Annotated in this window: 7 protein-coding genes; all 7 read right to left on the bottom strand. The window is 70.2% G+C overall.

Annotated elements, in window-relative coordinates:
* Positions 1-81: 81 nt before the first annotated feature.
* The gene (gene leuB, locus WJ438_RS29240) at positions 82-1203 is read right to left on the bottom strand and encodes a 3-isopropylmalate dehydrogenase (RefSeq protein WP_406727870.1); all 1122 of its coding nucleotides are present in this window, start codon (positions 1201-1203) and stop codon (positions 82-84) included.
* A 123-nt stretch (positions 1204-1326) separates the two neighbouring features.
* The gene (gene fes / locus WJ438_RS29235) at positions 1327-2448 is read right to left on the bottom strand and encodes an enterochelin esterase (protein WP_406727869.1); all 1122 of its coding nucleotides are present in this window, start codon (positions 2446-2448) and stop codon (positions 1327-1329) included.
* On the bottom strand, positions 2448-2627 hold the full coding sequence (locus WJ438_RS29230) for a hypothetical protein (RefSeq protein WP_406727868.1): 180 nt from the start codon (positions 2625-2627) through the stop codon (positions 2448-2450). Before WJ438_RS29230 ends, fes begins: the two co-directional genes overlap by 1 nt.
* A 61-nt stretch (positions 2628-2688) precedes the next feature.
* Positions 2689-12411: an amino acid adenylation domain-containing protein gene (locus WJ438_RS29225; protein WP_406727867.1), complete on the bottom strand. Its 9723-nt coding sequence runs from the start codon at positions 12409-12411 to the stop codon at positions 2689-2691.
* On the bottom strand, positions 12404-18568 hold the full coding sequence (locus WJ438_RS29220) for an amino acid adenylation domain-containing protein (RefSeq protein WP_406727866.1): 6165 nt from the start codon (positions 18566-18568) through the stop codon (positions 12404-12406). Before WJ438_RS29220 ends, WJ438_RS29225 begins: the two co-directional genes overlap by 8 nt.
* Positions 18502-22590, bottom strand: a complete 4089-nt coding sequence (locus WJ438_RS29215; RefSeq protein ID WP_406729844.1) for an amino acid adenylation domain-containing protein — start codon at positions 22588-22590, stop codon at positions 18502-18504. Before WJ438_RS29215 ends, WJ438_RS29220 begins: the two co-directional genes overlap by 67 nt.
* Complete coding sequence (locus WJ438_RS29210) at positions 22587-23072, bottom strand: condensation domain-containing protein (RefSeq protein ID WP_406727865.1); 486 nt, start codon at positions 23070-23072, stop codon at positions 22587-22589. The genes WJ438_RS29215 and WJ438_RS29210 overlap by 4 nt, the downstream gene beginning before the upstream one ends.
* Positions 23073-23737: the final 665 nt, after the last annotated feature.

Below are 23737 nucleotides of genomic sequence, written 5' to 3'. Positions count from 1 at the left end.
CTCCAGTCGTCTGTTCGTCGGGCGGGGCGTGCGCGGCGGTGGCCGCGGGCTTCGCCCCGCCGGGTGGGCAGTCCGGCGGGTTCAGGCCTGCCGCAGCCGTTCGGTGATGCGCCGGCCCATCTCCCGGGTGCCGACGACCGTGCTTCCCGGCTCCGCGAGGTCCGGGGTCCTGAATCCCTCGCCGACCACGGCCGCGACGGCCTCCTCGACGGCGGCGGCCTCCCGGGCGAGGCCCAGGGAGTGGCGCAGCAGCATGGCGCCGGAGAGGATCGCGCCCACCGGGTTGGCCTTGTCCTGGCCGGCGATGTCGGGGGCGGAGCCGTGGATCGGCTCGTACAGTCCGAAGGTGCCGCCGGCGGTGCGGCGGGTCCCGAGGCTCGCGGACGGCAGCATGCCGATGGAGCCCGTCAGCATCGACGCCTCGTCGGTGAGGATGTCGCCGAACAGGTTCTCGGTGACGATGACGTCGAAGTCCGACGGGGTCCTGATCAGCCGCATGGCGCAGGCGTCGACGAGCATGTGCTCGTAGGCCACGGTGGGGTGGTCGGCCGCCACCCGTTCCACCACCTCGCGCCAGAGGACGGAGGAGCTGAGCACGTTGGCCTTGTCGACCGAGGTGACCTTCCGCTCCCGGTGCAGCGCGATGTCGAACGCGGCGCGTACGACCCGCTCGATCTCCTCCTCGGTGTACAGGAGGGTGTCGATGGCGTCCGTGCCGTGCGGCGTGCGGCGGATCTCGCTCGGCTTGCCGGGCACGGATTCCAGGCGCCCGTAGTAGAGCCCGGCCGACAGTTCCCGTACGAAGATCATGTCCGCGCCCTTGAGGTACTCGGGCTTGATCGAGGACGCCCCGTACAGCGCTTCGAAGGGGCGCACCGGCCGCAGGTTGGCGAAGAAGCCGAACTCCTTGCGGAGCCGGAACAGAGCCTGCTCGGGCCGGGGGCCGTCGCCCCGGTCCGTGCCGGCCGGCAGGCTGCCGATCGCGCCGAAGAGGATCGCGTCGCTCTGCCCGCAGACCTCGAAGGTGCTGTCGGATATCGCGACGCCCTCGGCCGCGATGGCGTCCAGGCCGACCCGGCGTTTGTGGACGGTGAAGCGGTGTCCGTACGTCTCCTCCACGGCGCGCAGCACGTCCAGTGCCTGGGCCGTCACCTCGGGACCGACACCGTCCCCCGGCAGCACGGTGATCGTGGCTCCACTCATCTGGCTGACCTTTCGCATGCTTTCTCGATGCTTTCCAACTGAATCGCCGAACAGTCTCGGCACGGGGCCCGAAAGGGGAAATCCGGCTGAACTTCCCGGGGAGTTCCGCTTGTTCGACAGTCGTTATCGGCTGGGGTGGAAGGAGCGCAGTCGATCGACGATGGTGCCGCGCCAGCAGACCATGTCGTGTCCGCCCAGGAATTCGCGGTAGTCGACCTCGTACCCCTTCTTCTCGAGGACTTCCACCATGTTCTGATGGCTCGTCATCGGATCGTAGTCGACAATCGCGCGTTCAAGGCTTCCGATGTCCATGGAAAATCGGAGAGGGAGTTTCGGTGACTCCTCGAAACGTCGGGTCAGCCATTCCTCCTCCTTCTCCGGGACGTCCTTTCCGGGCCACCAGTACGACCCCGACTGGGAAATGACGCAGCCGAACCTCTCGGGTGTGCGGTAGGCGGCGTACATCGCGGCCAGCGCGCCGAAGCAGGAGCCGCCGACGACGGTCCGCGCGGGGTCCGACGTGATGTGGTAGTTCGCGTGGACCCAGGGCATCAGCTCCTGGTTCAGATACTCGTTGAACGGATCGTGGCAGGTCAGCTCGCGGGCGCGGATCTCCTGGTCCTCGTTGGTGTGCATCACCAGGACGTACGGGGGGATGCGGCCGGCGTAGAGGAGGTTGTCCATCACGGTCGTGATGGCCGCGAAGTTGTAGTACGACCATCCGTCGAACAGCACGAAGACGTTGTAGTCGTCGCCGTCGGCGGTGTAGCCGGGCGGCGTGTGGACACTGACGTGGTGCCGCGTGCCGAGGACGGAGCTGTCCATGGTCTGCATCTGGCTCCGGCCCTTCGGCACCCCGCGCCGCGCGATGTTCCACGGCTGCTTCGGGGCCGCGGGCAACTCCAGCACCGACACCTTGAACTGGTTCGGGTTGCCCATGAGCGTGTAGTCGCGGGGGTTGAGCGGATCGGGCCGGTACTCGGGCAGGCGCCGCAGCACCTCCGCGTACGAACTGAACGGCACCATCGCGTCGTTGACCGACAGCAGATAGGTGGTCCGCAGCTCGGAGGGCATGAGGTAGGACCGGTACCAGAGGTCGGTGCCCGGCAGCCGCTCCATGCGGAACTCCCTGAGGTCGCCGCTCGGCGCGCTGCAGAAGAGCACGATCACGTTCTCGGTGTCCCCCGGGTCCCGCCACAGAAAGGTCACCAGGGTCAGGGAGTCGTCGTCGCCGGCCGGTTCCATCAGGGGGAGCCGGCCTCGGCGACCTCTTTCCAGAACGCGTCGACGGCGTCGTGGTCCCCGGCCTCGACGGCCGCCGCCACCGCGGCGATCCGGGGGCTCGTCATGGACGTCTCGGCCGCGAACGACGTCTCGGCCGCGGGCGCTGTCTCAGCTGTGGACGATGCCTCGGCTGCGGACATGGTCTTCTCTCCTTGTGCCTGGCCGGCGCGCGCCGCGGTGCACGGCGCGCGCCGGCGATTCTCAGAGCAGGTCGAACAGTTCCGCCGCGTCCTCTTCCTCGCTGTCGCCCTCGTCGACGCTCTGGTCGATGACCTGGGCGAGCGCTTCGACCGTCCGGTTCTGGAAGACCGAGGTGAGCATGAGCGTGATGCCCCACCTGTCCTGCACCTCGGTCGCCATGGAGGCCACGAGGAGGGAGTGGCCGCCGAGGGCGAAGAAGTCGTCCCGGATGCCCACCCGGTCGAGGTCCAGGAGCCGTGCCCACAGGTCCGCCAGGACCTGCTCCGTCTCGGTCGTCGGCGCGACGTGCTCGTCGTCGGCCTGCGTCTGCCGCACGATGTCGGACAGCGCGGGCAGCGCCTTGCGGTCCACCTTGCCGTTGGCCGTGAGCGGGAACTCGTCCAGCACCACGAAGTAGGTGGGCACCATGTACTCCGGCAGCCGCTCGAGCAGACTCGCCCGCAGCGCGTCCGGACCGGGTTCCTGGCCGTCCTGCCAGGTGACGAAGGCGGTCAGGCGCTTGTCGGCGGAGGTGACCTCGTGGACGACGACCAGGCACGACCGGACGGCCGGGTGGTCGGCCAGGACGGCCTCGATCTCCTCGATCTCGATGCGGTAGCCGCGGATCTTGACCTGGTGGTCCTTGCGGCCGGCGTACTCGATGGCGCCGTCGGCCCGGTACCGGGCCAGGTCACCGGTGGCGTAGAGGCGGCCGTCGCCGAACGGGTCGGCCACGAAGCGTTCGGCGGTCAGGTCCGGGCGTCCCAGATAGCCGCGCGCCAACTGGACGCCGCCGATGAACAGTTCGCCGATGACGCCGTCGGGTACCGGTTCCATCGCCTCGTCGAGGACGTACAGCCGGGTGTTGGCGACCGGACGGCCGATGGGGACGGTGGTCGCTCCCGGCACGTCCTCGCACTCCCAGAAGCTGACGTCGACCGACGCCTCCGTGGGCCCGTAGAGGTTGTGCAGCCGGGTGCCCGGCAGGGTGCGCAGGAACTCGTCGCGCACCTCGGGGGGCAGTGCCTCCCCGCTGCACATCACGTGCCGGACGCCCCGGCACTGGTGGCCGACGGTCGGCTGCTGGAGGAACGCCTGCAGCATCGAGGGCACGAAGTGCAGGACGCCGATGCCCTGTCGCTCGATCAGGTCGGCCAGATAGGCCGGGTCCCGGTGTCCCTCGGGGCGCGCGACGTGCAGCTGCGCACCGGTGATCAGCGGCCAGAAGAACTCCCAGACCGAGACGTCGAAGCTGTACGGGGTCTTCTGCAGGACACGGTCGTCCTCACCGATGCCGTAGGCGTCCTGCATCCAGAGCAGACGGTTGCAGATGCCTCGGTGCGACAGCATCGCGCCCTTGGGGCGGCCGGTGGAGCCGGAGGTGTAGATGACGTAGGCCAGGCCGTCCGGGTTCACGGTGACGTCCAGCGGCTCGGAGCTCGCCTCCGGCCAGGAGGCCTCGTCCTCCTCCAGTTCGAGGAGCCGGACGCCGCCGTCGCTCCCGTCGCTCAGGAAGCCGACGCTGTCCCGGGTCCCGGGCTGGGTCAGGACGAGCCGCACCTCGGCGTCCTCGGCCATGAAGGCGAGTCGCTCCTGCGGATAGTCGGGGTCCAGCGGGACGTACGCCCCGCCGGCCTTGAGGACGGCGAGCAGCGCGGTCACCAGGTCGAGGGAGCGCCGCATGCAGACCCCGACGCGGGACTCCGGCCCCACGCCCAGGTCGCGCAGGGTCCTCGCCAGCCGGTCGGCCCGCCGGTCCAGTCCGGCGTAGGTCAGCTGCTGGTCCTCGTAGGACAGCGCCACCCGGTCGGGCGACCGGCGGACCTGCTCGGCGAACAGCTCGTGGAGGGCGACGGGCCGCAGCGCGCCCGGGTCTTCGGTGGCGTTCCGCTCCCGCAGGATGCGTCCGCGCGCCTCGTCCGCGAGCAGCGGCAGCCGGGCGACGGACGTGCGCGGTGCCGCCACGGCCGCCGCGAGCAGGTTCCGCAGGTGCTCCTGCATGCCTGCGACGGTGTCCCGCTCGAAGAGGTCGGTGCTGTACTCGAAGGTGAAGCGCAGCTCCCCGTCCCGCTGCTGGATGCTCATGCCCAGGTCGAACTTGGCGACGCCGACACCGTCGTCCGTCACATCGTGGATCCAGGCCGGCTGCCGGGTCTCGGGCAGCTCCTCGAAGAGCTTGTCCAGCCCGGTGAACATCACCTGGAAGACCGGGCTGTAGCTGAGGCTGCGTTCGGGCTTCAGCTCCTCGACGATCCGGTCGAACGGCACTTCCTGCCGGCTCTGCGCCTCCAGGAGCTTCCAGCGGACCTGGTGGAGGACGTCCGCGAAGTCCGGGTCGCCCTCCAGGTCCACGCACAGCGCGATCGTGTTGACGAGGAAACCGATCATCGGCTCGGTCTCGATGCGGCCGCGGCCCGCGACCGGAATGCCGATCACCACCTTGTCCTGCCCGCTGTAGCGCGAGAGCAGGACGGCGAACGCGCTCAGGAACGTGACGAAGTCGGTCGTCTGGTGCTCGACGCTCACCTTCCTGAGCTGCTCGAGGAGCTCCGCCGGCAGGGCGGAGGTGAGGTTGGCGCCACGGTAGTTCTGCACCGCCGGCCGGGGGTGGTCGGTCGGCAGCGAGATCAGCGCGGGTGCGTCGGCCAGCTGCTCCTTCCAGTACTCCAGGTGCGGCCGGAGGCGTTCCTCCTCGAGCCACTGCTGCTGCCACACCGCGTAGTCGGCGAACTGGACGGCCGGCGGCTCGGGCAGGGTGGCGTCGGCGTCAGCGAGGAGGTCGTAGAGCCGCAGCAGTTCCTCGTTGAGGATGCCCACCGAGTAGCCGTCGAAGACCGCGTGATGCGCGCTGAAGACCAGGAGCGACTCACCTTCGGGCAGGTGGATCAGCAGGGTACGGAACAACGGCCCGCGGGTGAGGTCGAAGGTCTCCAGCCACAGCTCGCGGGCGACGGCCTGCACCGACTCCACCCGCCGCTGCGGCGGCTCGGCCGACAGGTCGGCCTCGGTCAGGACGACGGTCCCGGCCGGGGCGATGTCCTGCCACACGCGTCCCCCGTTCTCGCGGAACGTGGTGCGCAGGACCTCGTGGCGCGCGATCAGCGCTTCGAGGGCCCGCCCGAGCCGTGCGGGGTCCGTCGCTTCGGGCCGGTGCAGCAGCCAGCCCACCGTGTAGAGCGGGCTGTCCGGGACCAGCCGGTCCATGTACCAGAGCCGCTGCTGGTCGAACGTGGCGGGGACGGGCTCGTCCCGCGTCACCGGGACAAGGTCGAGTGCGGGGTACGGCTGCTGTTCCAGGAGCAGCCGGTCCAGTTCGGCGGCGACCTGGGCGAGGGCCGGCTGCTCGAAGAGCACCCGCACCGGCAGTTCGACGCCGAAAGCCTGCTGGACGCGTGCGGCCACCTTCACCGCGAGCAGGGAGTGTCCGCCCAGCGAGAAGAAGTCGTCGAGAACGCCGATGGGGCTGTGGCCCAGCACCTCGGACCAGATGTCCGCCAGTTTCGCCTCCGTCGCCGTCCTCGGCAGCGAGGCCTCGGTACGGGCCGGCGTGGCGCTCTCGTCGGGCAGCGGAAGTGCCCGGCGGTTCAGCTTGCCGTTGCCCGTCAGGGGCAGTTCGTCGAGCGTGACGAAGGCGGACGGCACCATGTACGCCGGCAGTTGCTCCTTCAGGTGCGCCCGCAGCGTCTGCTCGATCGCCGTGACGTCGTCGGCGTCCAGGGCGCCTTCGGACGCCGGCACCACATAGCCGACCAGCCGCTTGCCGGTGCCGTCCGGCTGGGCGAGCACGGCGCAGTTGCGTACCAGCGGGTGCTGTTCGAGCACGGCCTCGATCTCACCCAGCTCGATCCGGAAGCCGCGGATCTTCACCTGGCCGTCGATGCGCTCGATGAACTCGATGTTCCCGTCGGGGAGATAACGGACGAGGTCCCCGCTCCGGTAGAGGCGCCCGCCGGGTTCGTCGCCGAACGGGTCCGCGACGAAGTACTCGGCGGTGAGGTCGGGACGGTTCATGTAGCCGCGGGTCACGCCCGCGCCGCCGATCCAGAGTTCGCCGGGCACTCCGGGCGGCACGGGCCGCAGGTACGGGTCGAGGACGTAGAAGCGGGCGTTGGTGATCGGCCGGCCGATGTGGATGAGGTCCAGGTTCTCGTCGGTGTGCGTACCGGTGGCGAAGATCGTGGTCTCGGTCGGCCCGTAGACGTTGAAGAAGGTACGGCCCGGTGCCCAGGTCCTGATGAGGTCCGCCGAGTACGCCTCTCCGCCGACGACCAGGGTGCGCAGCTGGGGCAGCGGGTCGTCCGTCGGCAGTGTGGCGAGGGCGCCCGGCGTGAAGTTCAGGCTCTCGATGGCCCGCTCGGACAGCATTTTCTGCAGATCGGTGCCGATCATGCGGGTGTGCGGTGCGGGAATGTGCAGCGTGCCACCGGTCACGAGTGGCAGGACGATCTCCCAGACGGAGAAGTCGAAGCTGGTGGAGGCGACCTGGAGGACGTTCTGCCGCCGGTCGAAGCACGGGTTGTGCCGGATCCACGGCACCACGTGCTGCAGGTTCCGGTGCGCGACCATGACGCCCTTGGGCAGGCCGGTCGATCCCGAGGTGTAGATGATGTAGGCCAGGTTCCGCGAGGTCACGGCCGTCGACGGCGCGGTCCTCGGCCCGGCGGCCACGGCGGACCAGTCGGAGTCCAGGCAGAGCGTCGTCAGGTCACCGTCCGGCAGTTCGGGCAGCCGCGGCAGCAGGTGCCGCTGGGTGAGTATCAGGCGCAGCCGCGAGTCCTCCACGACGTACCGCATGCGGTCGAGGGGATAGCGGGGGTCGATCGGCACGTAGGCGCCGCCGGCCTTCAGGATGCCCAGCAGGCCGACGATGCCCTCCAGCGAGCGGTCCATGCACAGCCCGACCAGCACGTCGGGTCCCACGCCGCGGCCGCGCAGCCAGTGCGCGAGCTGGTTGGCGCGGGCGTCGAGCTCGGCGTAGGTGAGGTGTCCGTCCTCGTGGACCACCGCCACCGAGTCCGGCGTCCGGCGGACCTGCTCGGCGAGCAGCTCGTGCAGGAGGACGTCCTCGACGGGCGACGTGGACTCACTGCTCCACTGTTCCAGCGCCCGGGTCAGCTCGGCGTCGGTGAGCAGGCTCACCTGGGCGAGGCTCTGCTGCGGCTGGGTCACCAGTTCGCGGCAGATCTGCTTGAGGTGCGCGAGCATCGCCTCGACCGAGCGGCCGTCGAACCGGCGCGTGTCGTAGAGGATGTTGATGCCGATGCGCTCGCCCACGGTGATGGCGGTGTTGAGCGGGTAGTGGGTCTGCTCCTTCGAGCCGAGCGCCTCCAGACGGAGCGCGGTCTCGCCGTCGCCGTCGCCCTCGGGGTAGTTCTCGAAGACGAACAGGGTCTCGAAGAGGGGCGCGCCCGCGGGCAGCCCACTCCACCGCTGGACCTCGCTCAGCGGGCTGTGCTCGTACTGGCGCATCCGCAGGCTCTGCTCCTGCAGTTCCTGCAGCCAGGCGAGCACGGAGCTCTGCTCGGGCATCCTCACCCGCAGCGGAAGCGTGTTGATGAAGAGGCCGACCATGCGCTCGACGCCCTCGATCTCGGCCGGGCGCCCCGACGCGACGGTCCCGAAGACGACGTCGTCGGTGCGGGCGTAGCGGCCGAGGAGAAGCGCCCAGCAGCCCTGCAGCACCGTGTTGAGGGTGAGCCGGTGCCGCAGGGCGAAGCTCTGGAGCTCCGCGGTCTCCGCCTCGTCCAGGAAGTCTTCGGCCCAGAGGTACGGAGCCGGCTCGCCCGGGGCATTGCTGTCGGCTTCCGGACGCGTCCCCAGGTTCAGGAGGGTGGCCTCTTCGACGTCCTGGAGGGTGTCGCGCCAGTAGTCCTCGGCCTCCTGGAGGTCCTGCTCCTGGAGCCAGGCCACGTAGTCGCGGTACGGGGGCGTGGGCGCCTGCTCCAGGTGCCGGCCCTCGACCAGGGCGCCGTACCACTGGATGGCGTCGGCGAGGACGAGGCTGATGCTCCAGCCGTCCAGGATGGTGTGGTGGGCGCTCCACACCAGCTCGTACCGGTCGTCGGCGGTACGCGCGAGGAGCATCCGCCACTGGGGGGCGTCCTCGGGCTGGAAGCCCCGGGTGCGGTCCTCGAGGAGGTGCGCGTCCAGGCGCTTCCGCCGTCCGTCGTCGCTCTCGGACCGCCAGTCCACCACCTCGAGCGGAACCGGCAGGTCGGCCCAGACCAGCTGGAGCGCCTGGTTGTCCTTGGTGGTCCAGAACCCGGTCCGCAGGATCGGGTGGCGGCGCATGACCTGCGCCCAGCTCTCCCGGAACGCCTCGACATCCAGCTCCTGCTCGATGCGGAACACATTCTGGACGTGGTAGAAGCCCTCGCCCCGCGCGTACTGGCTCTGGAACCACATGCCCTGCTGGACGGGGGTCTGCGGGCAGCAGTCCTCCAGGGGACGGGGCAGGCCGCTCGCCCGCCATGCGGGGTGGGCGCGCAGATCGCCGACCAGTTCGTTGATCTGCTCCTGGTCCAGCCCGGAGAGCTCGAGGTCGGAGGGCGTGTAGCCCTGGACGTCCGGGCGCCGGGTCTCGTCCGCGAGCGCGGCGAGGACGTCGAGCGTCCGTTCGGCGACCCGCCGGATCGTCTCCTCCTGGTGCGCCGTGCCGCTGTAGGTCCACTCCATGTGGAGCCGGCCGTCCCGGACGTGGCTGACGATGTCGATCAGATACGGCCGCCGGTTGTCTCCGGCGGTGTCTGAGCCGGCCATTCCCATGGAGTCGGCGAAGCCGCCGGCGAAGGAACCGTCGAACTGGCCCAGGTAGTTGAAGCTGATCTGGGCGGTGGTCGTGGGGTCGATCCCGGTGGCGGAACCGGACGGGCCGTGGGCGAGCAGGCCGTGGCCGATGCCCTGACGGGGACGGGCGCGGAGGAGTTCCTTGATCTCCTTGAGCCCGTCCGCCAGCCCGCCGGAGGCGGGAACGGGCAGGTCGAGCGGGGAGATCGTGGTGAACCAGCCCGTGGTGCGGGACACGTCGGTGTCCTCGAACAGGTCCTCCCGGCCGTGTCCCTCGACATCGACCCGCACCCGGCCGTCCCCGGTCCAGGCACCGACCGCCGAGGCCACACCCGTCAGCAGCACGTCGTTGATCCGCGTGCCGAACACCGACGGCACGTCCCGCAGCAGCGCCCGGGTCTCCTCCGCGCCCAGCACGGCCTCGAACACCCGGCTGCCACCGATGGTGTTGCCGTCACCCGAGCCGTCCAGCGGCAGATCACGCGCCGACGGCACCGACTGCTTCTCCCAGAACGGGAGCTCCGCCGCCGTCGTCTCGCTGCCGGCCTCCTCGGCCAGCCGGGCCGCCCACTGCCGCCACGAACTCGACTTCTCCGGCAGCGCCTGCTCCTGCCCCCGCCGGACCTGGCCCGTCAGCACGTCCAGGTCCTCGAGAATCACCCGCCACGAGACGGCGTCGACCACCAGGTGGTGGGCGACGAGCAGCAGGCGAGGGGCGGTCTGATCGTCGTCCAGTCCGGTGAACAGGACGGCGCGGAAGAGGGGGCCCCGGGAGAGGTCCATGCCCGCCTGCACGGCCCGCGCGACCTCCAGCAGCCGCGCCTCCCGCTCACCCGCCGCACACGCGGACAGGTCCTCGACCTGCCACGGCACCTCCTCCGGCATCCCGGTCAGCTCGGAGCACCAGTCCCCGTCCTCCCGGAAGAAGCGCGCCCGCAGCCCGTCGTGCTGCTCCAGCACCCGACGCACCACCCGCCGCCACTGATCCGACGACAGCCCCGCTTCCACCTCCACCAGCACCGACTGATTGAAATGCGCCGGCACGGCGAATTCCTGCGCGAAGAACCACCGCTGGATCGGCGTCAGCTCCACCCGGCCCGTCACCAGGCCCTGTTCCGCCTCCACCCGAGCCGCGTCCCGCGACTCCACCACCGGCGCCAACTCGGCAATCGACTGGAACTCGAACAACTGCTTCACCGTGAAATACAGGCCCAGCTGCTTGGCCCGGAAGATCACCTGCAGACTCAGGATCGAATCCCCGCCCAGCGAGAAGAAGTTGTCGTGCACGCCGACGGGCTGGCCGGTGCCCAGCACCTCACCCCACACCAGCGCCAGCTTCTCCTCCACCTCCGTCCGGGGCGCCACGAACTCCCGCTCGCCGGCCGCGTGCTCCTCCCACGGCAACCCGGCCAGCACGGCCCGGTCCACCTTCCCGTTCGGACTCAGCGGCAAGACGTCCAACGGCACGAACACACCCGGGACCATGTAGTGCGGCAACCGCTCCGCCAGGAACGACCGCAACACCTCACCCGGCACCGCCTCGCGCCCCACCACGAACGCCACCAACCGCTTGGTCGCACCCTCCTGGTGGACGAGGACGGCGGCACTGGTCACGTCGGGGTGCTGGGTGAGGGCGTCCTCGATCTCGCCCAGCTCGACCCGGAAGCCCCGGATCTTGACCTGGTCGTCGACCCGTCCGAGGAATTCCACGTTCCCGTCGGGAAGGAACCGGGCCAGGTCCCCCGTCCGGTACAGGCGGCTGCCCGCCTCACCGAACGGATTCGCCACGAACGCCTCCGCCGTCAGCTCCGGCCGGCCCAGATAACCACGCGCCAGCCCCGCCCCGCCCAGATACAGCTCACCGGCCACACCCACCGGCTGGAGCTGGAGGCGGGAGTCGAGGACGTACATCTGCGCCCCGTCGATGGGACGGCCGATGTGGACGCGCTCCAGGTCGGGGGTGTAACGGGCGACGCTGACGGCGATGGTGGCCTCCGACGGGCCGTAGCCGTTGAAGAACAGCCTGTCCTCGGACCAGGTGCGAACCAGCTCGCGCGGGCAGGCCTCACCGCCGACGGAGACGCACTTCAGGAAGGGCAGGGACTCCACGGGCAGCGTGGACAGCGCCGCCGGCGTGAGGTTGATGTTCTCGACGGCCTGTTCCGTCAGGAAGTCGGCGAGGTCGGTGCCGATCATCTGCAGGTCCGGCGGCGGCAGCACCAGCGTGCCGCCGGAGAGGAGTGCGGCGGAGAGCTCCCACACCGAGATGTCGAAGCTCAGGGAGGTGCCCTGAAGGACGCGCGTGGGGGTGTCCAGGCCGTAGTTCTCGTTCTGCCAGCGCGCGATGCCCCGAATACCACGGTGGGTGACCTGCACGCCCTTCGGGCGGCCCGTGGAACCAGAGGTGTAGATCACATACGCCAGGTCGTCGCAGGTCACGTCCGAGGCCGGGTCGGTGTCGGGCCACGCGTCCAGCTCGGACCACAGGTCCTCCACGACCAGCACCGGCGCGTCGGTCTCCGGCAGCACCCCGACCGCCGCCCGCCCTGCCAGCACGACCCCCAGTCCGGCGTCCTCGACCATGTAGGCCAGGCGGTCCTGCGGATAGGCCGGGTCCAGCGGCACGTACGCCGCGCCGGCCTTCACGATCGCCAGCAGCCCGACGACCATCTCGATCGAGCGGGGCACGCAGAGGCCCACCAGACTCTCCCGCCCGACACCGCGGTCCCGCAGCAGACCGGCGAGGCGGTTCGACAACCGGTCCAGCACGCCGTAGCTCACCTGGGAGTCGCCGTAGGTGACGGCCACCCGGTCAGGGTTCCGGCGGGCCTGTCCGGCGAACAGCTCGTGCAGGGGCGCCGGCCGCTGCGCCTGCTGCTTGATCTGCTGGAGGCGCAGGCGCAGCAGGGCCTGCTGCTCGGGGGTCAGGTTCTCGAGCTGAGGAAGCAGTTCACTCATGGTGGTCACTCGTCTCGGTAGCCGGGGAAGTATTCAGAATCTGGGCCTGGAGATCGCTCGGCGACATTCCCTGAACTTCTGCGACGAGTTGTTCGAGAAGCTCTCGCTCTTCGGCGGTTCCCGCCGCCAGGGCGGACAGGTCGAGGTCCGCTTCGTCCGTCCGCTGAAGGGGCACGGCATTGCCCTGCCGGAGAATCTGGCGGCGCTCCTCGTCCGTCAGGACGCTGATGTCGCTCAGCCGCAGCTCGGGCTCCCGCGCGATCTGGGAGCAGACGCTGCTCAGGTGCCCGAGCATGCGCTCGACCGTCTCCGGATCGAACCGCGCGGTGTCGTACTGGACCACGATGTGCAGCCGTTGCTGTCCGTCCGGCACGGTGGCCACGACTCCGAGGGGGTAGTTGATGCGTTCCTCGGAGCGGGTGAGGTCGTAGCGCAGGACGGCCGTGTCGTCCTTCTCCACCGGGTAGTTCTCGAAGACGAAGAGGGTCTCGAAGAGGGGCGCGCCCTTGGGCAGCCCGCTCCACTGCTGGACCTTGTTCAGGGGGCTGTACTCGTACTGGCGCATCCGCAGGTTCTGCTCCTGCAGTTCCTGCAGCCAGGCGAGCACGGGGCTCTGTCCGGGCATCCTCACCCGCAGCGGAAGCGTGTTGATGAAGAGGCCGACGGTCCGCTCGATGCCCTCGATCTCGGCCGGGCGCCCCGACGCCACCGTGCCGAAGACGACGTCGTCCCGGCCCGAGTAGCGGCCGATCAGCAGCGCCCAGCAGCCCTGCAGCACCGTGTTGAGGGTCAGCTGGTGGGCCTGGGCCAGTTGCTGCAGCCGCAGGGTGTCCTCCGTGCCGAAGAGGAAACTGTACTCGGCCTGCCCACCCGCCGCGGACGGCTCGGCCTGACCGGCCGCGTGCCGCTCGACGCTCAGCGGTTCGGCCTGTTCGACGCCCTGGAGGGTGTCGCGCCAGTAGTCCTCGGCCTCCTGGAGGTCCTGCTCCTGGAGCCAACCGACGTAGTCGCGGTACGGCCGTGGCGGCGCCTGCTCCAGGTGCCGGCCCTCGACCAGGGCGCCGTACCACTGGACGGCGTCGGCGAGGACGAGGCTGATGCTCCAGCCGTCCAGGATGGTGTGGTGGGCGCTCCACACCAGCTCGTACCGGTCGTCGGCGGTACGCGCGAGGAGCATCCGCCACTGGGGGGCGTCCTCGGGCTGGAAGCCCCGGGTGCGGTCCTCGAGGAGATAGGCGTCCAGGCGCTTCCGCCGTCCGTCGTCGCTCTCGGACCGCCAGTCCACCATTTCCAGCGGAACCGGCAGGTCGGCCCAGACCAGCTGGAGCGCCTGGTTGTCCTTGGTGGTCCAGAACCCGGTCCGCAGGATCGGGTGGCGGCGCATGACCTGCGCCCAGCTCTCCCGGAACGCCTCGACATCCAGCTCCTGCTCGATACGCAGAATCAGCTGAACGTGGTAGACGCCCTCGCCCCGCGCGAACTGGCTCTGGAACCAGAGCCCCTGCTGAACCGGGGTCTGCGGGCAGCAGTCCTCCAGGGGACGGGGCAGGCCGCTCGCCCGCCATGCGGGGTGGGCGCGCAGATCGCCGACCAGTCCGTTGATCTGCTCCTGGTCCAGCCCGGAGAGCTCGAGGTCGGAGGGCGTGTAGCCCTGGACGTCCGGGCGCCGGGTCTCGTCCGCGAGCGCGGCGAGGACGTCGAGCGTCCGTTCGGCGACCCGCCGGATCGTCTCCTCCTGGTGCGCCGTGCCGCTGTAGGTCCACTCCATGTGGAGCCGGCCGTCCCGGACGTGGCTGACGATGTCGATCAGATACGGCCGCCGGTTGCCGGCGTCCCAGTCCGAGCCCGCCGCTCCGGACGACGCGGCGAAGCCGCCGGCGAAGGAACCGTCGAACTGGCCCAGGTAGTTGAAACTGATCTGCGCGGGTACGGCCCCGAGCAGCGGGGAGTCGGCTCCGCCGTGGGCGAGCAGGCCGTGGCCGATGCCCTGACGGGGACGGGCGCGGAGGAGTTCCTTGATCTCCTTGAGCCCGTCCGCCAGCCCGCCGGAGGCGGGAACGGGCAGGTCGAGCGGGGAGATCGTGGTGAACCAGCCCGTGGTGCGGGACACGTCGGTGTCCTCGAACAGGTCCTCCCGGCCGTGTCCCTCGACATCGACCCGCACCCGGCCGTCCCCGGTCCAGGCACCGACCGCCGAGGCCACACCCGTCAGCAGCACGTCGTTGATCCGCGTGCCGAACACCGACGGCACGTCCCGCAGCAGCGCCCGGGTCTCCTCCGCGCCCAGCACGGCCTCGAACACCCGGCTGCCACCGATGGTGTTGCCGTCACCCGAGCCGTCCAGCGGCAGATCACGCGCCGACGGCACCGACTGCTTCTCCCAGAACGGGAGCTCCGCCGCCGTCGTCTCGCTGCCGGCCTCCTCGGCCAGCCGGGCCGCCCACTGCCGCCACGAACTCGACTTCTCCGGCAGCGCCTGCTCCTGCCCCCGCCGGACCTGGCCCGTCAGCACGTCCAGGTCCTCGAGAATCACCCGCCACGAGACGACGTCGACCACCAGGTGGTGCGCAACCAGAAGCAGCTTCTGCTTGTCCTCGTCCAGTCCGGTGAACAGGACGGCGCGGAAGAGGGGGCCCCGGGAGAGGTCCATGCCCGCCTGCACGGCCCGCGCGACCTCCAGCAGCCGCGCCTCCCGCTCACCCGCCGCACACGCGGACAGGTCCTCGACCTGCCACGGCACCTCCTCCGGCATCCCGGTCAGCTCGGAGCACCAGTCCCCGTCCTCCCGGAAGAAGCGCGCCCGCAGCCCGTCGTGCTGCTCCAGCACCCGACGCACCACCCGCCGCCACTGATCCGACGACAGCCCCGCTTCCACCTCCACCAGCACCGACTGATTGAAATGCGCCGGCACGGCGAATTCCTGCGCGAAGAACCACCGCTGGATCGGCGTCAGCTCCACCCGGCCCGTCACCAGGCCCTGTTCCGCCTCCACCCGAGCCGCGTCCCGCGACTCCACCACCGGCGCCAACTCGGCAATCGACTGGAACTCGAACAACTGCTTCACCGTGAAATACAGGCCCAGCTGCTTGGCCCGGAAGATCACCTGCAGACTCAGGATCGAATCCCCGCCCAGCGAGAAGAAGTTGTCGTGCACGCCGACGGGCTGGCCGGTGCCCAGCACCTCACCCCACACCAGCGCCAGCTTCTCCTCCACCTCCGTCCGGGGCGCCACGAACTCCCGCTCGCCGGCCGCGTGCTCCTCCCACGGCAACCCGGCCAGCACGGCCCGGTCCACCTTCCCGTTCGGACTCAGCGGCAAGACGTCCAACGGCACGAACACACCCGGGACCATGTAGTGCGGCAACCGCTCCGCCAGGAACGACCGCAACACCTCACCCGGCACCGCCTCGCGCCCCACCACGAACGCCACCAACCGCTTGGTCGCACCCTCCTGGTGGACGAGGACCGCCGCTCCGCTCACCGCGGGGTGCTGGGCCAGTGCCGCCTCGATCTCGCCCAGCTCGACCCGGAAGCCCCGGATCTTGACCTGGTCGTCGATCCGCCCGAACACCTCGATGGTGCCGTCGGGAAGGGAGCGGGCCAGGTCCCCCGTCCGGTACAGGCGGCTGCCCGCCTCACCGAACGGATTCGCCACGAACGCCTCCGCCGTCAGCTCCGGCCGGCCCAGATAACCACGCGCCAGCCCCGCCCCGCCCAGATACAGCTCACCGGCCACACCCACCGGGACCGGCTGCAGCATGCCGTCCAGCACATAGGCCTGTGTGTTGTCCAGCGGCCTGCCGATCGGTACCACCGCCGGCGTCGGGTCCTGCGGTTCGATGCGGTGGCAAGTGGCGAAGGTCGTCGTCTCCGTCGGTCCGTAGACGTCCACGACCACCAGCCCGGGGCACGCGTCGCGGACCCGTCGTACCGCCTCGGTCCGTACCACTTCCCCGCCGGTCCACACCTCGCCCAAGCCCTCGAAGCAGCCCGGGTCCTCCTCGGCGAAGAGGTGGAACAGCGCGGCCGTGAGGAACACCGCCGTGATGCCGTGCGCGGCCACCCGCTCCCGCAGTACCTCCGAGGTCAGCGCGCCCTGCGGGGCGATCACCGCCCGGCCGCCGGACAGCAACGGCGTCCACAGCTCGTACGTGGAGGCGTCGAAGGCCTGCGGGGAGTGCATGAGGACGCACTCGTGCCCCTGTTCGAAACTGCTGTCCAGCGCCAGCGCCGCCACGTCGGCGTGCGTCACGGCCACGCCCTTCGGGCGGCCCGTGGAGCCAGACGTGTACATCACGTACGCGAGGTCGTCGCCGGTCACGTCCGAGGCCGGGTCGGTGTCGGGCCACGCGTCCAGCTCGGACCACAGGTCCTCCACGACCAGGACCACCGCGTCGGTCTCCGGCAGTGCGTCGACCGCCGACCGCTCGGCCAGTACGACCCGGAGCCCCGCGTCCTCGGCCATGTGGGCCAGGCGCTCCCGCGGATAGGTCGGGTCCAGCGGCACGTACGCCCCGCCGGCCTTCACGACCGCCAGCAGCGCGACGACGCTCTCGACGGAGCGCGACACGCACAGGCCCACCAGGCTCTCCCGCCCGACACCGCGGTCCCGCAGCAGCCGGGCGAGCCGGTTCGACAACCGGTCGAGGTCCCGGTAGGTCGGCTGGGAGTCACCGTCCACAAGGGCCGGCCGGTCGGGGGTCCGGCGCACCTGGTCCCGGAACCGCTCGGGGAGCGACGCCGGTTCGAGGGCTGCCGCGTTGCGGGGCCCGTTGCCCCGGTCGACGATCCGGTCGCGTTCGGTGTCACCGATCAGCGGCAGGTGCTGGACGCGCTGTCCGGGATCCGCCAGCGCGGAGTGCAGGAGCACCTCGAAGTGGTCGGCCATGCGCTCGACCGTCCCCGCCGTGAACAGGTCGGTGGAGTACTCGAGGCCGTAGTGCATGCCCTCGGGGGCGGCCTGGATCATGAGGGTGAGGTCGAAGCGGGAGACGCCGACGCTCATGCCCTCGGCGATCAGGCTGTGCATCCACGGCTTCGGCTGGACCAGCGCCGACGGGTGGTCCAGGAGCGGGAGGCTCTCGTCGGCGAACATCACCTGGAAGACCGGGTTGTGGCTGAGACTGCGGGTCGGCCGGAGCGCCTCGACGAGCCGCTCGAAGGGGACTTCCTGGTGGCTCTGGGCGTCGAACAGCTGCTTGCGGACCTGGAGCAGCACGTCCTCGAACGTCGGGTTGCCGCGCAGATCCACCCGGAGGGCGACCGTGTTGACCAGGAATCCGATCATGGACTCCAGCTCGACGCGGTTGCGGTTGGCGATCGGCACGCCAATGACGACGACGTCCTGACCGCTGTGCCGCGCCAGGAAGACGGCGTAACTGCTGAGCATGGTGATGTAGTTCGTGACCTGGTAGTCGCGGCTCAGTTCCGCGATCTGCCGGGTCGCCTGCGGCGTCAGCTGCCGCCTCAGGAAGTCGCCCCTGAGGCTCTGCACGTCCGGCCGCGGGAAGTCGGTGGGCAGCGTCAGGAGTTCGGGTGCTCCGGTGAGCTGCCGCTGCCAGTGGTCCAGCTGGTGGTGGAGCCGGTCCTCCTCCAGCAGGCCCTGCTGCCACACCGCGTAGTCGGCGTACTGCACGTCGAGGTCGGGCAGCGGGCAGGGCTCGCCGTCGGCGAGGGCCCGGCAGATCTCCAGGAACTCCTGGCCGAAGACGCCGATCGAGTAGCCGTCGAACACCAGGTGGTGGGCGCTGAACGCGAGGATCTGCTCCGTCGGCGACCACTTGACGAGCCGCGCCCGCAGCAGGGGCCCCTCCACCAGGTCGAAGGGCTGGTCCCACCACTGGCGGATCTCGTCCCGTGTCCGCTGTTCGCTCTGCTCCTCGGGGAGCGCGGAGAGGTCCAGTGTCGGCAGTTCGACGTCCCACCGGTCCCCGACGACCTGCCAGACCTGGCCGTCCTCCTCGCGGAAGGTCGTGCGCAGCGGTTCGTGACGGCGCAGCATGTGTCCGAGCGCGTCGCGGATCACCGACGTCTCGAGGGACGTCGGCAGGGGGACGAGCCAGTTGACGGTGTACGAGGTGGTTCCGGGGCTCAGCCGGTCGATGAACCAGAGCCGCTGCTGGTCGAAGGTGGCCGGCAGGTGGCCGTCCCTGGGCACGGGTGTGAGGGGCGGGCCGGCTGCGGCTGCAGCTCCTCCTGGCGCCGCCGCACCTCTCGGGCGACCTCGGCGATCGTCGGAAGGTCGAAGAAGAGGCGGACCGGCACCTCCAGCGAGAACACCTGCCGGATACGGGCCACGAGCTGCACGGCGAGCAGCGAGTGCCCGCCCAGCTCGAAGAAGTTGTCGAGGACGCCGATGGGTGAGCGGTCCAGGATCTGCTCCCACATCGAGACGAGCAGTGCCTCGGTGGTGTTGCGGGCCGGCAGCCCGGCGGTCGGCCCCGTGGTTCCGGAGGCCTGCGGGAGCAGCAGCGCGCGGCGGTCCAGCTTGCCGCTGGAGGTGATGGGCAGGGCGTCGAGCGGCACCAGGTCGGACGGCACCATGTAGCCGGGCAGCCGCTCGGCGAGGTACGCGTGCAGCTGGGGCACCACGAGGTGCTGGATCTCCGCCTTCAGCGGCTGGTTGGCGTACTCCGACCAGTCACGGGACTCGGCCTCCGGCTCCGGCGGGGAGACGAACTCCGCCGCGTCCGGCGCGGGTTCGATGCCGAAGCGGGTCAGCAGGACGCCGTACCCGCCGTCGGAGCCGTGTCGGCTCCAGTCGGGCACGGCCAGGTAGCCGGACTGCTCGGCGAGTTCCCGCAGGTCCTCCGGGTCGACTCCGTCGACGGGCCGGTCCTGGGCGCGCCAGGCCTCTACGGTCTCCAGGCCGGAGCCGCCCTTCAGCCAGCGGAGGGTGCGTACGGCGTCCTCGACACGGGCGTTGGGCACATTGCGCAGCCGCAGCCGGTCGGGTCCGTCGGCGAGCAGTTCCCGCAGCGCCGCGGTGGTGAGGCGGTCGGTGGTCCAGTCGTACGCGGGACAGTCCGGCGCCGCCGTCGTGGCGGCACCCGGGACGGGCTCGCCGATGTGGAGGACCGCCTGGTAGCGGAACATCGACATCTCGTTGAGGTGGCGGCCGCCCTTGGGCCGGATCTCCACCCGGCAGATCCGGCCGGTACGGGCGGCCCAGTCGTGGAAGAACGCCGGGTCGAGGGTCAACTCCTCTTCCTGCCGCACGCGTTGCTGGACGCGCTGCCACAGCTGGAGACGGGTCGTGTCGTCCGGTGCGCGCTCCGCCTCGACGGCGGCGTGGAAGGCGTCGAGCAGCGGGAAGCTCCGTACGTCGCCGACGATGATCCGTCCGCCGTCACTGATCCGGGACAGCGCCTCGTCGAGGACGCTGACCAGGTAGTCGATGTCGGGGAAGTACTGGACGACGGAGTTGACGACGACGGTGTCGACCGGTTCCAGCTCCAGATCGCCGAGGGCGTCCGCCTCGCGCCGGTGCAGGATCACCGAGTCCTTGAGTTCCGGACGGGAGCCGAGGCGGTTGCGGACGGAGTCGAGGGCCGCGGTGGAGAAGTCCGTGCCGTAGTACCGCCGGCATTCCGCGGCGAGCGGGAAGAGCAGCAGGCCGGTGCCGCAGCCGATCTCCAGGACGGCGCGCGGCTCGTAGCCGCGGATCAGCCGGACCGTGTCCTCCTGCCAGGCGCGCATCTCCTCCAGCGGGATGGGCAGGCCGGTGAAGCTGCTGTTCCAGCCCGAGAAGTTGTTGCCGTCCTCGGAGTCCTTCGCCGCGTCGGCGTCGAAGGAGTCGTACACCTCGCGCCAGCGTTCGATGCGCTTGTCGGACAGCGCGTCCTCGTCCTCCTGGACGGTGGAGCGGGCCCGCTGGGGGTCCAGCACCACGTAGGAGACCAGGGACCTGTCGCCGGTCCTGTCCTCACGGACGATCGTGGCCGCGTCCTGGACGACGGGGTGTTCGGTCAGGGTGTTGTCGATCTCGCCGAGTTCGATGCGGTAGCCGCGGATCTTGACCTGGGAGTCGGTGCGTCCGAGGAACTCCAGGTTCCCGTCCGGGCGCCACCGCGCCATGTCGCCCGTCTTGTAGAGGCGTTCGCCGGGTGTGCCGGCGAACGGCGAGGGGAGGTACTTGGACGCCGTCAGTTCCGGCTCGTTCGCGTAACCGGAGCTGAGGCAGGGGCCGCCGATGTACAGGTCGCCGGGCACGTCGAGCGGGCACGGGCGCAGGCTCTCGTCGAGGACGTAGTAGCGGGCGTTCTGGATGGGCTTTCCGTACGGGATGCTCTTCCAGGCGGGGTCCACGTCCGTGACGGGGAAGAAGTTCGACCAGACCGTCGCCTCGGTCGCACCGCCCAGGCCGACGACCTGGACGGCGGGGAACACCGACCTCATCAGGTCCGGCGAGTGGACCGGGATCCAGTCCCCGCTCATGAAGATCAGGCGCAGCGAACGGGAGACGACCTCGTGGGTGCCGTCGCTGTCCGTGGGGAGCAGGGGCACCAGTTGCATCAGGGCCGCGGGGGCCGAGTCCCAGAAGGTGATGGGTTCCTCGGCGAGGCGGCGCAGCAGGGCGGCGGGCTCCTGGATCTCCTCACTGGTGGCGACCCGGATCGATCCGCCGGCGGCGAGGATGCCGAAGACGTCGTAGACGGAGAGGTCGAAGGTGAGCGCCGTCACGAACAGGACGCGGTCGTCGGGGCCGATGTCGAAGGTGGTGTTGACCCATTCGATCAGGTTCACCGCGGGGGCGTGCGTCACCGAGACGCCCTTGGGGGTGCCCGTGGAGCCCGAGGTGAAGATCACGTAGGCGGGGTCCTGCGCGGTGCCCTGGCGCGGGAGGTTGTCGCGGGGCATGGCCGCGACGGCGTTCGCGGTGTGGAGGGTGTACGGGCTGTCGGCCGGAAGGCCCGGGGCGTCGTCGGCCGGGTCGAGGCACAGGATGTGCGCGAGGTCCGGCAGCGGGTCGGCGGACAGGAGGCGGGGCACGAGGGAGTGCTGGGTGAGCACGCAGGTGGCCTTCAGCGCGTCGATGATCCAGTGCCACCGTTTGACGGGGGCGTTGACGTCCAGGGGGACGTAGACGGCACCGGCCTTGAGGATGCCCAGCAGCGCCGGGACCATCTCCGCGCAGCGTTCCATGAGGATCGCGACCTGGTCCCCGCGCTCCACTCCGAGGCTCTTCAGGCGGTGCGCCACCTGGTTGGCCCGCTCGTTGACCTCGCGGTACGTCCATCGTTCGTCCTGGAACAGCAGCGCCAGGGCGTCGGGGGCCCGCTCCGCCTGCTCCTCGAACAGTTCGTGGATGCAGCGGTCCTGCGAGTACGGCGTGTCGGTGTCGTTCCACTCGTGGACCAGCTGGGCGAACTCCGCGGGCGCGAGCAGGGCCAACTCGCCGGTGCGGGCGTGCGGTCGGGCGACCAGTTCGGCGACGATCCGGCGCAGGTGCCCCGCCGCCCGTTCGATCGTCGGCGCCTCGAACCGCCGGGTGTCGTAGTGGAGCGTGAGCGTGAGGCGCTCCCCGGGGGTGGCCACCAGGCTCAGGGGGTAGGCGGCGTGGCTCTCCTCCCGGACCCGGGTCATCCGCAGGGCACCGCCGTGCCCGGCACGGACGTCGTCCTCGGCCTCGTCCTCGACCAGGACGACGCTGTCGAAGAGCGACTCGCCCGAACCGATGCCGCTCCACTGCTGGACCCGCACCAGCGGGCTGTACTCGTACTCCTGGATCCGCGCGTAGGTCTGCTGCAGGTCCCGCATCCATGCGGCCCAGCCCGTCGCGGGCGGTACCTGGACGCGCAGCGGAAGCGTGTTGATGAGAAGCCCCACCATGTCCCGCGCACCGGGCAGTTCCGCGGGCCGACCGGGGGTGGTCACGCCCATGACCACGTCGTCGGAGTTCTGGTAGCGGCTCAGCAGGAAGGCCCAGGCGCCCTGGACGAGGGTGGTGAGCGTCAGTTCGTGGTCCCGTCCCACAGCACGCAGCGCGGCGGTCTCCCGCTCGTCCAGGACGACGGACACCTGCTCGTACCGGACGGTCACCGGCGCGTCGGCCGACTCCTCGGCCGCCTCGTCGCCGGCCGGGGTCCTGGACTCGACGGGCAGCGGGTCGGCCGGCGCGACCGCCCGCAGCTCCTCCCGCCAGAACGCCTCGGCCCGGCCCGTGTCCTGACGGCTCAGCCAGTCGGTGTACTCCTCGAACGGCGTCGGCGCCGGCAGGTCGGGGACGATCCCGAGAGCAGGGCCTCGTAGGTCCGCTCGACCTCACGCAGTACCGTCTCCTGGCCGCGCCCGTCCATCAGCAGGTAGTGCAGGCTCCAGACGACCTGATACCGCGCCTGCTCCAGACGGGCCACGTGGAGCCGCCACAACGGCGCGCGGTCCAGGGCGAACGCCTGCTCGTGGTCCTCCCGCAGCAGGGCGCGGCGCCGGTCGGCCCGCCGCTCCTCGTCGAGGCCGCGCCAGTCCTCGTGGACCAGGGGGACCTCCACGCTCTCCCGGACGGTCCGCGACGCTTCCTCGCCCGTGGAGTCCGGGAAGCAGGTCCGCAGCGCCGCGTGCCGCGCCGTCACGCACTCCCAGCTCCGGCGGAACACGTCGGCGTCGATTTCCTGGGCGACGTCGAGCACGACCTGCGCGTGGTAGAGGCCCTCTTCCTCCATGGCGGGACTGGAACAGAATGCCCTGCTGAGTGGGCGACATCGGGTAGGAAGCCTCGACCCGCCGGTCTTCCGAGAAGACAGGGAGGTTTTCTGCCGAGTTACGAGAAGTACTCAAGACCGCAATCCCCTGGAGTCATGAACGATGATGTGCACCGGCGATCCCGTCCGGGAAAAGGCATGCACCAGGCCGGACAAGGCCCTGATTCAGCACCTGAATCCTCTTGCCCCGAAGAGCCGGCCTGGCCCTTCACGGGGCTGGGGCGCGCAGTGGAGAAGCCGTTCTATCCGGACCCGGAATACGCGTGCCGACCCTTCGGCCAGCAGTCGGCAGGAGCGTCGCGCATCCCGGGTGTCACCCACCTTGAACCTACTCCGACCTGTGTTTTCGATCTGGCCGGCCCCGACAGCGACGATGCCGCCGGGGTTCCTCGTCAGGCATACGACACACAGATTCATGCATTATGCATCTTTACATTCGAAGCTCCCCGGACCTGAACGGCCCCCCGGTATTCACAAGGAGTTCAAAGAGCCAGCCACCCGCCCCTTCACGGGACACGCGACTGTTTCACACGTTCCACATGGATGTGCATGTTCGTCGACTTGAACAGCGACTGTCAACAGATCGAGTCCGCCCCGCCGGCCCGTGATCAACGAGCCTTTCCCGC

The sequence above is a fragment of the Streptomyces sp. GD-15H genome (genome assembly GCF_045291515.1).
Taxonomy (GTDB): domain Bacteria; phylum Actinomycetota; class Actinomycetes; order Streptomycetales; family Streptomycetaceae; genus Streptomyces.
This window is presented reverse-complemented; position numbering and strand designations above follow the sequence as displayed.

Bases quoted from the DNA above. Each gene is read 5' to 3' on its own strand.
- leuB (WP_406727870.1), bottom strand. From the start codon at position 1,203: ATGAGTGGAGCCACGATCACCGTGCTGCCGGGGGACGGTGTCGGTCCC.
- fes (WP_406727869.1), bottom strand. From the start codon at position 2,448: ATGGAACCGGCCGGCGACGACGACTCCCTGACCCTGGTGACCTTTCTG.
- WJ438_RS29230 (WP_406727868.1), bottom strand. From the start codon at position 2,627: ATGTCCGCAGCCGAGGCATCGTCCACAGCTGAGACAGCGCCCGCGGCC.
- WJ438_RS29225 (WP_406727867.1), bottom strand. From the start codon at position 12,411: ATGAGTGAACTGCTTCCTCAGCTCGAGAACCTGACCCCCGAGCAGCAG.
- WJ438_RS29210 (WP_406727865.1), bottom strand. From the start codon at position 23,072: ATGGAGGAAGAGGGCCTCTACCACGCGCAGGTCGTGCTCGACGTCGCC.